Origin of the sequence: Oceanicola sp. D3 (genome assembly GCF_006351965.1) — a bacterium.
Taxonomy (GTDB): Bacteria; Pseudomonadota; Alphaproteobacteria; order Rhodobacterales; family Rhodobacteraceae; genus Vannielia.
The window spans coordinates 3,201,744-3,214,782 of record NZ_CP040932.1; the positions used below are offsets into that span (position 1 = coordinate 3,201,744).

At 63.2% G+C, this 13,039-nt stretch carries 11 protein-coding genes; 2 read left to right on the plus strand and 9 right to left on the minus strand.

Annotated features, from left to right (window positions below):
- Window positions 1-97 precede the first annotated feature (97 nt).
- A complete protein-coding gene (locus FHY55_RS16025; RefSeq protein WP_140016155.1) occupies window positions 98-1,171 on the plus strand; it encodes a tartrate dehydrogenase in 1,074 nt (357 codons plus the stop codon).
- Between the two features lie 9 nt (window positions 1,172-1,180).
- The gene (locus FHY55_RS16030; protein ID WP_140015141.1) at window positions 1,181-2,440 is read left to right on the plus strand and encodes a glycerate kinase; all 1,260 of its coding nucleotides are present in this window, start codon (window positions 1,181-1,183) and stop codon (window positions 2,438-2,440) included.
- Between the two features lie 101 nt (window positions 2,441-2,541).
- On the opposite strand, the gene FHY55_RS16035 is transcribed toward FHY55_RS16030, so the two are convergent.
- From FHY55_RS16035 to iolG, 9 genes are all read right to left on the minus strand, one after another.
- Window positions 2,542-3,321 carry a TIM barrel protein gene (locus FHY55_RS16035; RefSeq protein WP_140015142.1) on the minus strand — a complete coding sequence of 260 codons (780 nt, stop codon included), beginning with the start codon at window positions 3,319-3,321 and terminating at the stop codon, window positions 2,542-2,544.
- A gap of 1 nt (window position 3,322) precedes the next feature.
- Window positions 3,323-4,129 carry a 5-deoxy-glucuronate isomerase gene (iolB, locus tag FHY55_RS16040; protein ID WP_140015143.1) on the minus strand — a complete coding sequence of 269 codons (807 nt, stop codon included), beginning with the start codon at window positions 4,127-4,129 and terminating at the stop codon, window positions 3,323-3,325.
- Window positions 4,130-4,134: 5 nt separating this feature from the next.
- Window positions 4,135-5,040 (minus strand): myo-inosose-2 dehydratase, encoded by a 906-nt coding sequence (iolE, locus tag FHY55_RS16045; protein ID WP_140015144.1) that lies wholly within the window; start codon window positions 5,038-5,040, stop codon window positions 4,135-4,137.
- On the minus strand, window positions 5,040-6,872 hold the full coding sequence (gene iolD / locus FHY55_RS16050) for a 3D-(3,5/4)-trihydroxycyclohexane-1,2-dione acylhydrolase (decyclizing) (RefSeq protein WP_140015145.1): 1,833 nt from the start codon (window positions 6,870-6,872) through the stop codon (window positions 5,040-5,042). Before iolD ends, iolE begins: the two co-directional genes overlap by 1 nt.
- Before the next feature lie 4 nt (window positions 6,873-6,876).
- Complete coding sequence (gene iolC / locus FHY55_RS16055) at window positions 6,877-8,787, minus strand: 5-dehydro-2-deoxygluconokinase (protein WP_140015146.1); 1,911 nt, start codon at window positions 8,785-8,787, stop codon at window positions 6,877-6,879.
- Between the two features lie 115 nt (window positions 8,788-8,902).
- On the minus strand, window positions 8,903-9,724 hold the full coding sequence (locus tag FHY55_RS16060) for an ATP-binding cassette domain-containing protein (protein ID WP_210410498.1): 822 nt from the start codon (window positions 9,722-9,724) through the stop codon (window positions 8,903-8,905).
- A gap of 1 nt (window position 9,725) precedes the next feature.
- Window positions 9,726-10,835: an ABC transporter permease gene (locus FHY55_RS16065; RefSeq protein ID WP_140015147.1), complete on the minus strand. Its 1,110-nt coding sequence runs from the start codon at window positions 10,833-10,835 to the stop codon at window positions 9,726-9,728.
- Window positions 10,836-10,905: 70 nt separating this feature from the next.
- The gene (locus FHY55_RS16070; protein ID WP_140015148.1) at window positions 10,906-11,826 is read right to left on the minus strand and encodes a sugar ABC transporter substrate-binding protein; all 921 of its coding nucleotides are present in this window, start codon (window positions 11,824-11,826) and stop codon (window positions 10,906-10,908) included.
- A 134-nt stretch (window positions 11,827-11,960) separates the two neighbouring features.
- The gene (iolG, locus tag FHY55_RS16075) at window positions 11,961-12,953 is read right to left on the minus strand and encodes an inositol 2-dehydrogenase (RefSeq protein WP_140015149.1); all 993 of its coding nucleotides are present in this window, start codon (window positions 12,951-12,953) and stop codon (window positions 11,961-11,963) included.
- Window positions 12,954-13,039: the final 86 nt, after the last annotated feature.

Here is a 13,039-nt window from a genome sequence, read left to right on the forward strand (position 1 = left end):
GAACGAGCGTTCATGAGGAGGAGATAGCATGACGATCCTGAACGATGGGGATACGGCAACCTCGCCGTCCGGCGGCACGCAAGCGGCAACGGATGCGGTGAAAACCTACAGGATCGCCTCTATCCCGGCAGACGGGATCGGCCCCGAAGTGATCGCAGCAGGCCTGCAGGCGCTCGAGGCGCTCGCCCGGCGCGATGGCGGCTTTACCCTCGACGTCACCGAATTTGACTGGAGCTCCGAGCGCTACAAGAAAACCGGCGCACTGATGCCCGAGGATGGCCGCGATCAGGTCAAGGACTTCGACGCCATCTTCTTCGGCGCGGTCGGCGCACCGGATGTGCCCGATCACCTCACGCTCTGGGGCCTGCGCCTGCCGCTGTGCCAGGGCTTTGACCAATATGCGAACGTCCGTCCTACCAAGATCCTGCCGGGAATAACCTCCCCGCTCGCAGGTGTCGGCCCCGGTGACCTGGACTGGGTTATTGTGCGTGAGAACAGTGAGGGCGAGTATTCAGGCGTCGGCGGCCGTGCACATAAGGGCTTCCCCGAAGAGGTGGCCACCGAAGTTTCCATCTTCACCCGCACCGGGGTTGAGCGGATCATGCGCTATGCCTTCAAGCTCGCGCAGTCCCGCCCCCGGAAGTTCCTCACCGTCGTCACCAAGTCCAACGCCCAGCGGCACGGCATGGTGATGTGGGACGAGATCGCCGAGGAAGTCTCCAAGGACTTCCCCGATGTGACATGGGACAAGATGCTGGTTGATGCCATGACAGTGCGCATGGTCAAGGATCCCAAGAGCCTCGACACCATCGTCGCCACCAACCTGCACGCCGATATCCTCTCGGATCTCGCCGGTGCGCTGGCGGGCAGCCTTGGCGTTGCCCCCACTGGCAACATCGACCCAGAGCGCCGCTACCCTTCGATGTTCGAGCCCATCCACGGCTCCGCTTTCGACATCACCGGCAAGGGCATCGCCAACCCGGTGGCCACCTTCTGGACCGCCTCCCAGATGCTTGAGCACCTCGGCGAAGCTGATGCCGCAAAGCGGTTGATGCGGGCGGTGGAAAAGGTGTGCGCCGATGGCGTCCTGACGCCCGATGTCGGCGGCAAGGCCACCACGCAAGAGGTGACCGACGCGGTCTGCGAAGCGATCCGCGGCGAAAACATCTGAGCCTCCGCGATGACGGATGACAACGCGCGCGGCCTTCTGCAGAAAATGCTGGAGGCCGCGATCGGCGCGGCAGACCCTGCACGGGTGCTCGCGCCCCACCTCCCCCAAAAACCAGACGGGCGCTGCATCGTGGTTGGCGGTGGCAAGTCTGCCGCCTCGATGGCACGGGCGGTCGAGCTGGCTTGGCCCGATGTCGACCTCTCCGGCATCGTCGTTACCCGCTACGGTCACGCCGTACCGACAGACAGGACCACCGTGCGCGAAGCCGCGCACCCGGTTCCCGACGCAGCAGCGCAGGCGGCAACGCTTGAGGTGATGGAAGCCGCCGCCAGCGCCGGGCCCGATGATCTGGTGCTCGCGCTGCTCTCCGGCGGCGGCTCTGCGCTGCTCACCCTGCCAAGACCGCCGCTGACGCTGGATGACCTCATCACCGTAAACCGGCTGCTTCTGTCATCCGGCCTGTCGATCTCCGAGATGAACAAAGTGCGCCGTCGCCTTTCGCAGGTAAAGGGCGGTGGCCTTGCGCGCGCCGCCGGGCAGGCGCGGCTTGTCACCCTCGCAATCTCCGATGTGCCGGGCGATGACCCCGAGGCAATCGCTTCCGGGCCAACCGTGCCAGACCCGACAGCGCAGGAAGATCTTTCCTATCTGGTCGAAAAGCTCGGCGCCGCCCTCCCGGAAGCCGCCGCCGAGATGCTGCGCACCCCCTCCCCCAACGCGGCGAATTTTCAGCCCGACTACCGCCTCATCGCCACCCCGCAGGCCTCCCTCGACGCCGCGGCAGAGGTGGCGCGGGCGGCGGGGGTAACACCCATCCTTCTCGGCGATGCGCTGGAAGGGGAGTCGCGCGAGCTTGGCACCGTGATGGCGGGCATGGCCAAGGCCGTCGCCCGCCACGGCACGCCAGCCGCCGCACCCGCCGTGCTGATCTCCGGCGGCGAAACCACCGTAACCGTGGGTGACAGAACGCCGGGCCGGGGTGGGCGCAATACAGAGTTCCTGCTGTCCCTCGCCCTCGCGCTCGATGGCCATGCCGGCATCACCGCAGTCGCAGCCGATACCGATGGCATCGACGGAACCGAGAGCGCCGCAGGTGCCATTGTCGATGCGAGCTTCCCGAAGGAGGCAGCCCGTCTCGGAATCAACACGCGCCGGATGCTGGAGTTTCACGACAGCTTCACCGCCTTCGAGCAACTCGGCTGTCTGGTGACAACAGGGCCAACCCTGACCAATGTAAATGATTTCCGGGCGATCATGGTCCAGGGCTGAGCGCACCCTCGGCACCGCTTTGGCCCCTGTCCCTACTGGCCCCTCGTAAGGGCACAAGCGCGGCATCCGTTCAATGGGCGCCGCGCTCCTCATTTCAAAGCCTAGAGCGTAAACGCCGCCCGGAAAGCCTCCAACGCGGCAACCTCGTCGCCCTGCGCGAAGGCTTCCATGCCAACCGGGCCGGAATAGCCCATCTTGGAAAGCGCCTGCGCCACACCGGCGTAGTTGATCTCGCCCGTGCCCGGCTCGCACCGGCCCGGGTTGTCGGCCACCTGCACCTCGCCAACCCACGGCAGACACTTCTCGCACCAGCGGACCAGATCCCCTTCGCCAATCTGCGTGTGGTAGAGATCGAGGTTGATACGCAGCTGTGGCCGGTCAACTGACGATACGAGGGCCAGCACATCTTCGGTCGAGCCGAAGGGGCAGCCGGGGTGATCGAGCAGGTTGAGGTTTTCCAGCGTGAAAACAACGCCTTCTTCCTCAGCCAGATCGCAGATGCGGTTGAGCGTGTCGCGCGCCTTCAGCCACATCGCACCCGGCGTTACATCATGCTGCCAGATCGGAATGCCACCATCGCCAAGGCCGGTGCCGTGCAGGTTCAGCCGGTCCACGCCAAGCCGCTTGCCAACCTGCGCCGTCTCCCGCGCCGACTTCAGCAGCATCTCGGCGCCCTCGTCATCGGCCAGGCGGCCTTCAAGGTAGCCGTTCATGATGGTGAAGTTCGCGCCGGTCTTTTCCAGCGCGTCCAAGTCCCACTCCGGCCAGTTCCAGAGACCAACGCCAAAGCCCATCTCGTGCAGCTTCGCCGCGCGCCATGCAATCGGCTGGTCCTGCCAGAGCATTTCGGCGCAGGCGGCGAGTTGAAAGGGTGCAGTCATATCAGGCGTCCCGCTCCATGATCCATTGAACCGGCGGCGCAGGAACAAAACGCCACTTGCGCAGGGGGCCGGCCATTACGTTGAGGTAGTACATTTCAAATCCGTAGGGCGCACCGCAGGGGTGGTGGCCACGGGGCACCAGCACCACGTCGCCGTCGCTGACGGCCATGGTTTCATCCAACTGCCCGTCATCGGTGTAGACCCGCTGGATACCAAAGCCATCGGCGGGGTTCAGGCGGTGGTAGTAGGTCTCTTCGAGATAGGTGATGCGCGGGTAGTCGTCTTCATCATGGCGGTGGCTGGGGTAGGAAGACCAGTGGCCCGCCGGGGTGAAGACCTCGGTCACGAGAAGCGAGTCGCAATAGTCCTCGTTCTCCATCGCGATGTTGTTGATGTGGCGGGTGTTTGTGCCCTTGCCGCGCGTGGCGAGGGTGATCCCATCGGGGCCAATACGCCGCGCCTCATGCCCGCCGAGACCGGGGGCCGAGCAAACAGCCAGCACGCAATCGGTTTCGGCCACGGCCTCCCATTCGGAGCCATTGGGCAGGTAGAGGCAGTGGGGCGGGGTCTTCTCGAACACGTCCATCCGCTCGCCCAGCACGCCCCAATCCTGCCCGGCACCCGTGATCTTGGCCTTGCCCTCGACCATAACGAGGATCACCTCGCGGTCGCCTGTCACCTCGGCGGCCTTGTCGCCCGCCTTCAGCCGATAGAGCGAAAAGCCGACATAGCGCCAACCGGCGCTTTCCGGGGTGATCTGGTGCACCTTGCCGCGTGTGCCAAAGGGTTTTCTCAGAAGGTCAGCCATAGTCTCTACTTCTCGATTGCAAGGCCGGAGCGGCCGCAGATTTCGGTGATGTGGTCAAAGCCGATCTTGGAATACTCGAAGGGCGGCGCCTTCGCCGGATCCTGCTCTGCCTCGACGACGATCCAGCCGTCATAGTCCATCGCCTTGAGCTTGTCGGTGATGGCCTGAAAGTCGATGCAGCCTTCCGGATCGCCGGGCACCGAGTAAACCCCGGCGGCGACCCCATCAAGAAAGCTCTTGTCTTCGCCGTTGACCCAATCAAGCACCGGCTGGCGCACATCCTTGAAGTGAACGTGATGCACGCGGTGGCCCCACTTGTCCAAAACGGCCAGCGGGTCGGCGCCCGCAAAGTGCAGGTGCCCGGTGTCATAGAGCAGCGTCAGGTCGTCACTCGAGCCTTCCATCAGCCAGTCAATGTCTTCGGCGTCCTGCACCATCGCACCCATGTGGTGGTGATAGCTCAGGTCCACACCCTCGCCGCGCGCCCATTTCGCCACTTCCGAGAGCTTCGCGCCATAGGCCATCACCTCCTCGCGGCTCAGCTTGGGGCGCTGGCTGACGGGGGTGTTGATCATGCCCTGAATGGTGTTGGAGCACTCCGCGTACACGATGCAGGGGGCCTTCAGGGCGGCGAACTGCTGCACCTGTTGGCGGATCGCGGCCTGCTCTTCTTCAACCGTCGTCACCAGCAGGTTGCCAGAGCACCAGCCACCGCACAGCGACACACCATAGCGCTCCAGATATTCGCGCAGGCCCTCGGTATCGGCCGGCATCCGGCGGCCGCGTTCAACGCCCGAGTAGCCGATCTTCGCGGCATCCTCCATCGCGCCTTCGGTGGTGTAATCCTTGGTCAGCTCCGGCAGGTCGTCGTTCTGCCAGGCGATCAGGGAAATGCCGATCTTCACAGCCATCAGTCTGCCCTTTGCTGCTTTTTCTTGGTTTCGTACTTCGCCCGCGCGGCCTTCACCTCCGCGCGTTCGCTGACTTCCGGCACGCCCACGTCCCACCAGGTGCCACCCGGCTCCGTGCTCGCGTAGGGATCGGTATCAATGACGATCACATAAGGCCCCTTGGCCCCTGCCCGCTTGGCCAGCGCCTCTTCCAGCTCGGCAATCGAGCTGACCTTGAGGCTCGTCGCCCCCATGGCCTCGGCATGCTTGGCAAAGTCGATGGCCGAGTTCTCGCCACCGATCGAGTGATCGAGCAGGTTGTTAAACTCCGCCCCGCCGGTGCTCATCTGCAGCCGGTTGATGCAGCCATAGCCCCGGTTGTCGGTGACCACGACGGTGAAGGGAATGCTCATCATCGCCGCTGTCGCCATTTCCGAGTTGGCCATCATGTAGGTGCCGTCACCGGTAAAGCAGATCACGTCGCGCTCCGGCTGGGCCATCTTGATCCCCATGGCCCCGGCAATCTCGTAGCCCATGCAGCTAAAGCCGTATTCCATGTGGTAGGAGCCGGGCTTGCCCGCCTTCCACAGCTTGTGCAGTTCGCCCGGCATGGTGCCAGCGGCGCACATCACCACGGTCTCTTCATTTGCGGCCCGTTGCACCGCGCCGATCACCTGCATGTCGCTGGGCAGTTGGTTGCTGTCTTCAGGCGCATCGGTCAGCGGGTCGACCTTGCCAAACCAATCCGGCTTCAGCCCCTCCGTCTTGCCGGGCGCAACAAAGCCTTCCAGCGCGTCGCCCAATTCCCCGAGGCCAACCAGAGCATCCGATTGCAGCGGCGCGGCGCCGTGCTTCATGGCGTCATAAGCCGCCACGTTGAGCGAGATCAGCTTGCGCTCGGGGTTGGCAAACAGCCCCCACGAGCCGGTGGTGAAATCCTGAAAGCGGGTGCCAACGCCAATCACCACATCCGCCTCCGCGCAGACAGTGTTGGCCGGCTCGCCGCCGGTCACGCCGATGGGGCCGAGGTTGAGCGCGTGATCCCACGGCAGCGCCGATTTTCCCGCCTGCGTTTCGGTCACCGGAATGTTGTGCGCCTCGGCAAAACTGGCCAGCGCCTCGGTCGCGCCGCTGTAATGCACCCCGCCCCCGGCCACGATCACCGGGCGCTTCGCGGCGCGGATCAGCTCCGCAATATCGGCCAGTTCCCCCTCGTCGGGGCGGATCCGGCGCTGCCGCCAAACCTGCGGCTCAAAGAAGCTCACCGGGTAGTCATAGGCCTCGGCTTGCACATCCTGGCAGAACGACAGGCACACCGGGCCGCATTCCGCCGGGTCGGTCATGATGCGGAAGGCCCTTGGCAGGGCGGTCAGCAACTGCTCGGGCCGCATGATGCGGTCAAAATAGCGGGTCACCGGCTTGAAGGCGTCATTCACGGTCACAGTGCCGTCGCCCCAGTCTTCAACCTGTTGCAGCACCGGGTCGGGGCCACGGTCGGCGAACACATCGCCGGGGATCAGCAACACCGGCAGGCGGTTCACATGGGCCAGCGCCGCCGCTGTCACCATGTTGGCCGCACCGGGGCCGATGGAGGAGGTCACCGCCATGGCCTTGCGCCGCCCCAACTGCTTTGCGTAGGCGATGGCAGCATGGGCCATGGTCTGCTCGTTGTGGCCGCGCCATGTCGGGAAGGCGTCCTTGGCGGCATGCAGCGCCTCGCCAATGCCGGCCACGTTGCCGTGCCCGAAGATCGCCCAGCACCCTTCGATGAACCGTTCGCCATCGTCATTCTGCTGCGCCGCGATATAGCGCACCATGGCTTGCGCGGCTGTCAGTCGGATTGTCTTGCTCATTGCATCACTCCGAGTTCAGGCGGGCATCGGCCCGCGCCTTGTCCCAAATTTTACACAGGCGGGTGTAGTTCGTGGTCATCTCTTCGATGGCCTCACCATCGGTGATGCTGCCCGCCAGCCAAGCCCGCGCCGCATCACCAAAGATCGTGCGCCCCACCGCAAACCCCTTCACCAGAGGCTGCTTGGCTGCCAGCTCAAAGCTCGCCGCCAATTCCGCTTCGGGCGCGTCCAAGCCAAGCACCACGATACCCCGGGTGTTCGGGTCGTTCCGCTCGATGGCCTGCACGGCGTTGTGCCATGCGGCTTCGGTCTTGAACGGCTCCAGCTTCCACCAATCGGGGTAAACACCCACATCATAGAACCACTGAATGAGGGTTGCCGATGTTTCGTCATCCACCGGGCCAACCTTCGACGGGATGATTTCCAGCAAAAATTCCAGCCCGTTGCGCCTTGCAGCGGTGAACAGGCGCTTCACGCGCGTAAGGTGTTTTTCCTTCATCTCGGCATCATCATCCGGATGCACAAAGACCAGAAGTTTCACCACGTTCTCCCGCGCCCACTCGCGCAGACGGCCCAGGTCTTCGCCCAGTTCCGGCTCAAACTCGATGGGCCGCGACCCCGGCAGCTCGGTTGGCCGGCCAATCCACAACCCGGAGCCGGTGGCCTTGTGCAGCGCAGAGCGCCCGATGCGGTTGTCGCACAAAATGCCAAAGCCCGGTTGCCCGTCCTGCACCTTCAGCGCCGCCTCAAGGCACAGCTCCTTGAAGGCCGAGCCCTTGTCGAGCGTGTAGCCTTCCATCTCTTCCAACTGCAGCCGGTGATCGAAGGCAAAGGTCTTGACCGACGACCAGTCGCCATGCCGGTTGGTGGCCCAATGCACCTGCTCCAGCTGCACATCATTGCGCAGGTCAGGCCGCTTGATCCCGCGCTCAAAGAAAAACTGAAGCTCTTCCCAGCTCGGATAGGCCGGGGTGCAACCGTGGCGGCTCACCGCGAAAGCGCCGCAGGCGTTGGCGTATTTCAGCGCTGTCGGCCAATCTTCACCATCCAGCCAGCCCTTCAGCAGGCCAGACATGAAGCCATCACCCGCCCCAAGCACGTTGAACACTTCAATCGGAAAGCCGGGGCCCGCTTCGCCGTCATCAAGGCTGTTCGGCACCTCGCCGGTAAAGGCCACAGCGCCCGCCGCGCCGCGCTTGCACACCAGCGTGGCCTTGGACACCGCGCGCACCGCCCGCAGCGCCTCGATCGTATCGGTCGAGCCGCCCGCGATATGGAATTCTTCTTCGGTGCCGACGATCAGGTCAAACAGGTGCAGGCTCGTCTGCAACTTCGCCGTCACCGCCTCGCTCTCCACAAAGCGGCTCTCGCCGTCGCCATGCCCGGCCACGCCCCAGAGGTTCGGGCGATAGTCGATATCAAGCGCGGTCTGCCGCCCGGCCTCCCGGGCAATCTCCAGCGCCTTGATCGTCGCCGCCTCCACCTGCGGGTGGCTCAAATGCGTGCCGGTCGCCACAACGGCCCGGGCGCGCTTGATGAACTCCGGGTCGATGTCATCGACGGTCAGCCCCATGTCGGCGCAGTTCTCGCGGTAGAAGATCAGCGGAAACTGCTCTTGGTCGCGGATGCCCAGAAGCACCAGTGCCGTCAGCCGGTCCGGGTCCGTCTTCACCCCATCTGTGTTGACGCCCTCACGCTCCAACTGCTCGCGGATGAAGCGGCCCATGTGCTCGTCGCCCACGCCGGTGATGACCGCCGATTTCAGGCCAAGCCGCGCGGTGCCGCAGGCGATGTTGGTGGGGGAGCCGCCGATATACTTGTCGAACGAGCCCATATCCTCCAGCCGCCCGCCAATCTGGGCTCCATAGAGATCCACCGAGGATCGGCCAATCGTGATAAGATCGAGTTTCGACATGGCAGCGCCTATCAGTTTAGTTGTTCACATCGTGGGGCTGGCCGAATTGCTTCCGCCAGCCCCTACACCGTTCACGACTACAGGGAGGCACGTGAACGGTGTTGCTGGTTCCGTCTCAGATGGTCCCGCCCAGCGAGCCTTCCAGCTGGGCAAGTTCCTGACCACCGGCCATGAGATCCTGCAGTTCTTCCGGGCTGATCTCACCACGTTTCGCCGTGCCGAGGGTCTTGCCCCGGTTAAGCACGGTAAACCTGTCGCCCACCGCCAGCGCGTGCCGGACGTTGTGGCTGATGAAGACCACACCCACACCCTGCGAGCGCACCTTGTCGATGGTCGCCAGCACGTTGGAGGTTTGCCGCACGCCAAGCGCCGAGGTCGGCTCATCGAGGATCAACACCTTGGCCCCGAAAAACACCGCGCGGGCAATGGCAACCGTTTGCCGTTCACCGCCCGACAGGGTGCCAACCGCCTGATCCGGTCCGCGCAGGTTGATACCCATCTTGCGCATCTCGGTCATGGTGATCTCGTTGGCCTTGTCCACGTCAAACCGCTTGGTCGGCCCGCGCCCCTTCGTCGGCTCGCGCCCCATGAAGAAGTTGCGTGCCACCGACATCAGCGGGATCATTGCGAGATCCTGAAACACGGTGGCAATACCGGCCTCCATTGAATCCCGCGGCGTGGAAAAGCTCATCGGCTTGCCTTCGAACAGGATTTCCCCGTGCGTTGGCTGGTGCACGCCCGACATCGTCTTGATGAAGGTCGATTTGCCGGCGCCGTTGTCGCCCAGAAGGCAGTGGCACTCACCGGGGCGGATATCAAAGCTGACACCGGCCAATGCGATGATGTTGCCAAAGTGCTTCTGGATGTCCTTCATCTGGACAATCGGAGCCTTGCTGTCGTCCACATCGCCGTGGTGGAATTTGCTGTCATCGGTCATATCAACGCTCCCCCGTAACGCGCTTGCGAATGGCATTGTTGAAGAGAACCGCGATCAGCAGCATGCCGCCCAGGAACACCTGGAACCAATCCTGATCGAAGTTGGTGTAGGTGAGGCCGATAACCACCATCCCGAAGATGATGGAGCCGAAGAACGCCCCGATCGCAGAGCCGTAGCCCCCGGTCAGAAGGCAGCCCCCGATCACCGCAGCGATGATGGCTTCAAATTCCTTCTGGAAGCCGCGCCGCGCATCGGTCGAACCCGCGTCGATCACCGTGATGATGGCAACAAGGGCAGCGCAACAGGCGGTGACCATGAACAGGGAAATCTTGATCCTGTTGACGGGCACACCGGAGTTGGAAGCGGCCGTGGAGTCGCCACCAGCAGCAAAGATCCAGTTGCCCGCCGGGGTGCGCAAGAGGATGTAGGTCGCAACCAGAGCCAGCGCGATGAACCAAAGGATCTCTACCGGAATGCCGGTCACCTTGGGTGTGCCGTTCTTGAAGGTCTCGACCATGCCCATTTCAGCCAGCCAGGCGAACAGACCCGGAAACGCATCACCAGAAAAGAGCGGCGCCAGCCAGTCGTTCTCGGTGGCGTCACGGATGCCGCGAAGCTGGGTAGAGCCGCCAGAGGCCCATTTCAGGCCAACAAGCGAAAGGCCGCGAAGGATGAAGAGGAAGGCCAGCGTCACGATGAACGACGGCAGCCCGGAGCGGATCACGATCACACCGTTGATCGCACCAACACCCGCAGAAAAAACAAACGTCAGCGGGATCGCAACAATCAGAGGCAGGCCCCAGACCATGATGCAAACCCCGAAGAACAGGCCGGCAAAGGCGACCATCGAGCCGATGGAAAGGTCAAACTCTCCGCCGATCATCAGCATCGCGGCGCCGATGGCGAGAATGCCAAGCTGAGCAGCCGGGGTCAGGAAGTTGATAATGCCCGAGGTGGTGAACATCGCGGAGTCCGCGGTGATCAAGAAGAAGATCGCGACGAGCACAACGCCTGCAATGGCACCCAGCTCGGGCCTCTTCATCAATCGCGATATCAGGGACTCAGCCTTGATCCGCTCGTCTGTCGTTGGATTTGGTGTGGTATCACTCATTGCGCCCTCTCCCATATGAGTTGGAAGCGGCACCGATCTGTGCCGCTTCCGTGGTCTTGCTGGTCGGAGCTTAGCGAATGCCCTGCGAGGACAGTTCGATCACCTGAGCAGCCTTGTCGGCGGTGATCAGGTTCGGGCCGGAGGCAATGTCGCCACCGGGCATCAGGCCGTACTTGGCTTGCAGCGCCATGATGGAGACGCCCATGTAACCCTGCAGGTACTGCTGCTGGTCGAGCGCAAAGGCCGCGTCGCCATCAACGATGGACTGCAGGAAGCCCGCGGAAAGGTCGAAGGTCGCCACGTTCACGTCACGGCCAGAGGCCTTGGCAGCAGCCACCGAGGGCTCACCAGCGGTGGAGGCACCCAGCGCCATCACCGTGTCAACGCTCTCGTCGGACGCCAGCGCAGCAGCAACCTTGGATTCGATCTCGGCCGGGTCATTGGTGGTCGGCAGAACGGTCACGGTGCCGCCAAAGCCCTCTTCAAAGCCAGCGCAACGCTGGTCGAGAGAAAGGTTACCAACTTCCTGGTTCACACAAATCGCGTTGGAGCCGCCCATTTCGGCCAGCGCCTTACCGGCGGCAACACCGGCGTCATACTCGTCCTGACCCACGTGCATCGCGGTGCCCAGCTCTTTGCCCTGTGCGCCACCAGCGTTGATGGTGATCACCGGAATGCCGGCCTGAATGGCACGCTCAACCGACGGGCCAAGCGCGTCGGGGTCGGGGAAAGAGATGATCAGCCCATCGGGCTCTTCGTTCACAGCGGCGTCGATCAGCTGCGACATCAGAACCATGTCAAAGGTTTCGGGCGAGTTGTAGGAGACGTTCGCGCCAGTGTCGGCAGCCGCCTGATCAACGCCCGCCTTGACGACAGACCAGAACGCATCGTTCGCCTGACCGTGGACAACAACCGAGATGTCCTGAGCCACGGCCGGGGCCGCAACGGCCATGGCACCAGCAGCAAATGCGCCTTTCAAAAAGGTTTTCATGTGAGTTTCCTCCCTTGGTTTCCGTTCTTGCCGGTCAAACCGGCAGCTTCTTCACGCGAACGGGTCGCGTAATTCGCTTCGCCCGTTCCGGGCGAGTGCTCCGTGTCAGGCTGCCTCCCCGCAGCCTGAAATCTTCAAACGTCGGCCAGCGCCACGGGCGTGCCCGCCTTGGCAGAGCGCGTTGCAGCCTCCGCCATCGCCAGCGCGGCAACCCCGTCATGCAGGTTGACCGGCATCGCCGACTTGCCCTGAACAGCCTCAACAAAGGCAGACCACTCGGCCTTGTAGGCCGGCATGTAGCGTTCAAGGAAAAAGTAGGTTGGCTTGGCGCTGCTCACACCGGCGGTCGTGGATTTGACAACCGTGTTTTCCAGCATGTTCTGCGCCTGAAGCAGCCCTTCCGAGCCAAGCACCTCAACCCGCTGGTCATAGCCATAAACCGCGCGTCGCGAGTTCTTGATCACCGCAATGCGCCCATCGGCGTAGGTCAGCGTAACGGCGGCGGTATCCACATCACCGGCTTCACCGATTGCCGGATCAACCACCGATGTGCCCACGGCAGAAACCGAAACCGGCGCCTGCCCCATGATGAAGTTGGCCATGTCGAAATCGTGGATCATCATGTCGCGGAACAGGCCGCCAGACACCTTGATGTATTCCACCGGCGGCGGCGCGGGGTCGAAGGATGTGATCGACAGCAGCTCCGCCTTGCCAATCTCGCCCGCATCAATCGCGGCCTTCAGGGTGCCGAAGTTCGGGTCAAACCGGCGGTTGAAGCCGATCATGATGCTGGAGGCCTTGTCGCCCACGTTGCGCAGGCATTCATTCGCCCGCTCAAGGCTGAGGTCCACCGGCTTTTCGCACAAAACCGCCTTGCCAGCCGCGGCAGCAGCTTCGATCAGGTCAGAGTGCGTATCGGTGGATGTCGCAACCAGCACCGCATCAATGGAGCTGTCTGCAATAATCTCATCCGAAGAGCGCACCTCGCACCCGTAGCTCTTGGCCAATGCCTGCGCATTCTTCTCGAAAGCGTCGGAGACGGCGACAAGGTCGCTCTCCGGATGCGAAGAAATGGCTTGTGCGTGAACATTTCCGATGCGCCCTGCACCGAGCAACCCAACCCGCATCTTGAGACCTCCCGATTCCCGTTTGTCTAATCAACATTCACCCTTTTGCACCCGCGTGCAAGATTTTTTTGCACGCGGGTGCAGGT

Bases quoted from the DNA above. Each gene is read 5' to 3' on its own strand.
- FHY55_RS16035 (WP_140015142.1), bottom strand. From the start codon at position 3,321: ATGACTGCACCCTTTCAACTCGCCGCCTGCGCCGAAATGCTCTGGCAG.
- iolD (WP_140015145.1), bottom strand. From the start codon at position 6,872: ATGAGCAAGACAATCCGACTGACAGCCGCGCAAGCCATGGTGCGCTAT.
- FHY55_RS16070 (WP_140015148.1), bottom strand. From the start codon at position 11,826: ATGAAAACCTTTTTGAAAGGCGCATTTGCTGCTGGTGCCATGGCCGTT.
- FHY55_RS16060 (WP_210410498.1), bottom strand. From the start codon at position 9,724: ATGACCGATGACAGCAAATTCCACCACGGCGATGTGGACGACAGCAAG.
- iolB (WP_140015143.1), bottom strand. From the start codon at position 4,129: ATGGCTGACCTTCTGAGAAAACCCTTTGGCACACGCGGCAAGGTGCAC.
- FHY55_RS16065 (WP_140015147.1), bottom strand. From the start codon at position 10,835: ATGAGTGATACCACACCAAATCCAACGACAGACGAGCGGATCAAGGCT.
- FHY55_RS16030 (WP_140015141.1), top strand. From the start codon at position 1,181: ATGACGGATGACAACGCGCGCGGCCTTCTGCAGAAAATGCTGGAGGCC.
- iolG (WP_140015149.1), bottom strand. From the start codon at position 12,953: ATGCGGGTTGGGTTGCTCGGTGCAGGGCGCATCGGAAATGTTCACGCA.
- iolE (WP_140015144.1), bottom strand. From the start codon at position 5,040: ATGGCTGTGAAGATCGGCATTTCCCTGATCGCCTGGCAGAACGACGAC.
- iolC (WP_140015146.1), bottom strand. From the start codon at position 8,787: ATGTCGAAACTCGATCTTATCACGATTGGCCGATCCTCGGTGGATCTC.